The organism is Paenibacillus amylolyticus, from assembly GCF_003719335.1.
GTDB classification, from domain to species: domain Bacteria; phylum Bacillota; class Bacilli; order Paenibacillales; family Paenibacillaceae; genus Paenibacillus; species Paenibacillus amylolyticus_D.
Genome location: NZ_RIAS01000040.1, coordinates 1 through 1163, shown reverse-complemented (window position 1 = coordinate 1163; position 1163 = coordinate 1). Strand labels below are relative to the sequence as shown.

Annotated in this window: 9 tRNA genes and 1 rRNA gene; all 10 read right to left on the bottom strand. The window is 53.7% G+C overall.

Annotated elements, in window-relative coordinates:
- Positions 1 to 2 precede the first annotated feature (2 nt).
- Positions 3 to 75: transfer RNA gene (locus EC604_RS29340), tRNA-Phe, on the bottom strand.
- Between the two features lie 122 nt (positions 76 to 197).
- Positions 198 to 275, bottom strand: a tRNA-Asp gene (locus EC604_RS29335).
- 28 nt (positions 276 to 303) lie between these two features.
- A tRNA-Met gene (locus EC604_RS29330) sits at positions 304 to 377 on the bottom strand.
- A 19-nt stretch (positions 378 to 396) separates the two neighbouring features.
- Positions 397 to 472, bottom strand: a tRNA-Val gene (locus tag EC604_RS29325).
- A 123-nt stretch (positions 473 to 595) separates the two neighbouring features.
- Positions 596 to 667 (bottom strand) — tRNA-Glu (locus EC604_RS29320).
- 18 nt (positions 668 to 685) lie between these two features.
- Positions 686 to 777: transfer RNA gene (locus EC604_RS29315), tRNA-Ser, on the bottom strand.
- A 1-nt stretch (position 778) separates the two neighbouring features.
- Positions 779 to 854, bottom strand: a tRNA-Asn gene (locus tag EC604_RS29310).
- A 1-nt stretch (position 855) separates the two neighbouring features.
- Positions 856 to 931: transfer RNA gene (locus EC604_RS29305), tRNA-Ala, on the bottom strand.
- Between the two features lie 25 nt (positions 932 to 956).
- Positions 957 to 1030: transfer RNA gene (locus tag EC604_RS29300), tRNA-Ile, on the bottom strand.
- Positions 1031 to 1086: 56 nt separating this feature from the next.
- A 5S ribosomal RNA gene (gene rrf, locus EC604_RS31140) occupies positions 1087 to 1163 on the bottom strand; the annotation flags it as partial.

Genomic DNA, 1163 nt, shown 5'->3' with positions numbered 1-1163 from the left:
GGTGGCTCGGGACGGAATCGAACCGCCGACACGAGGATTTTCAGTCCTCTGCTCTACCGACTGAGCTACCGAGCCATATATGAATGGCGGAACCGACGGGATACTCTCACTTCGTTCGAGACTGCGAAGCAGATGCTCTCGAAGTAAATGCTCCGACGAACCCACAAACGGATTCTCATCCCTGAAGATTGTAAAGATGGCGGAACCGACGGGATTCGAACCCGCGATCTCCTGCGTGACAGGCAGGCATGTTAGGCCAACTACACCACGGTTCCAGATCACTTTCATAAAAGAAAGCTTTAATTGCGGGGGCAGGATTTGAACCTGCGGCCTTCGGGTTATGAGCCCGACGAGCTACCGGGCTGCTCCACCCCGCGTCATTAGGATAAATATATATGGTGGAGGCTGAGGGGATCGAACCCCCGACCCTCTGCTTGTAAGGCAGATGCTCTCCCAGCTGAGCTAAGCCTCCGTAAATATGACCCGTAGGGGATACTCTCACTTCGTTCGAGACTGCGAAGCAGTTGCTAACGATGCTAATCCTCCGACGAACCTTTGGGATCCTCATCCCACTCTTTAGTTATTAAAATAACTATGACCCGTAGGGGATTCGAACCCCTGTTACCTCCGTGAAAGGGAGGTGTCTTAACCCCTTGACCAACGGGCCTTACCTAAAGAAGAATTATGGCGGAGAGAGAGGGATTCGAACCCTCGAGACGCTTGTGACGCCTACACGATTTCCAATCGTGCTCCTTCGGCCAGCTCGGACACCTCTCCATGGCTCCCCGAACAGGACTCGAACCTGTGACAACTCGATTAACAGTCGAGTGCTCTACCAACTGAGCTATCAGGGAATGGTGGAGCCAAGCGGGATCGAACCGCTGACCTCCTGCTTGCAAGGCAGGCGCTCTCCCAGCTGAGCTATGGCCCCATACATATTTCTTATAAAGTTACTATGGGCCTTGGTGGACTCGAACCACCGGCCTCACCCTTATCAGAGGTGCGCTCTAACCAACTGAGCTAAAGGCCCGCATATATATCCCATATCCCTAACGAGGGGGCAAAAAAAATACCCCAAAGGGAATCGCTTGGCGGCGTCCTACTCTCCCAGGACCCTGCGGTCCAAGTACCATCGGCGCTAGAGGGCTTAACGGTCGTGTTCG